1 pseudogene is annotated in these 437 nt (G+C 57.4%); it reads left to right on the top strand.

What is annotated here, in order from left to right:
* Positions 1 to 99 precede the first annotated feature (99 nt).
* Positions 100 to 437 (top strand): annotated as a pseudogene (locus DH08_RS30070) (amidase); the annotation flags it as partial.

Raw genomic sequence — 437 nt, 5'->3', positions numbered from 1 at the left:
TGGCAATATACGAACTGAATTTGACGCGAGCCGCCGGCGTCGGTCCAACAAGGCTCTGTTGAGAACACAGATCGGGTTGGTGAGCGAGGTGTTATCCAGATGAAATTGAGCGAATATGTCGATCACGATGCCACCGCTCTGGCGTCTCTTGTGAACACTGGGGAAGTAACGCCTTTGGAGTTGACGCGGCTGGCCCGCGAGGCCCACGACGAGGTTAACCCGCGCATCAATGCGGTCATCGAGTTCTACGAAGATGCCGAGGCTGTGGCGGTTGCCGGCGCGGACGCAGGCATCTTTCATGGCGTACCGTTCCTTCGCAAGGATTTTGGTGAGAGCGAAGCTGGCCGACTTCAGGAACAAGGGAGTCGCCTGTTCAAAGGCAATCGTCCCCAGACCGACAGCTATTTTTTTCGTCGCGCGCGAGATGCTGGGCTCCG

The sequence above is a fragment of the Mesorhizobium amorphae genome (assembly GCF_014843845.1).
In the GTDB taxonomy this organism is placed as follows: Bacteria; Pseudomonadota; Alphaproteobacteria; order Rhizobiales; family Rhizobiaceae; genus Mesorhizobium; species Mesorhizobium amorphae_A.
This window is presented reverse-complemented; position numbering and strand designations above follow the sequence as displayed.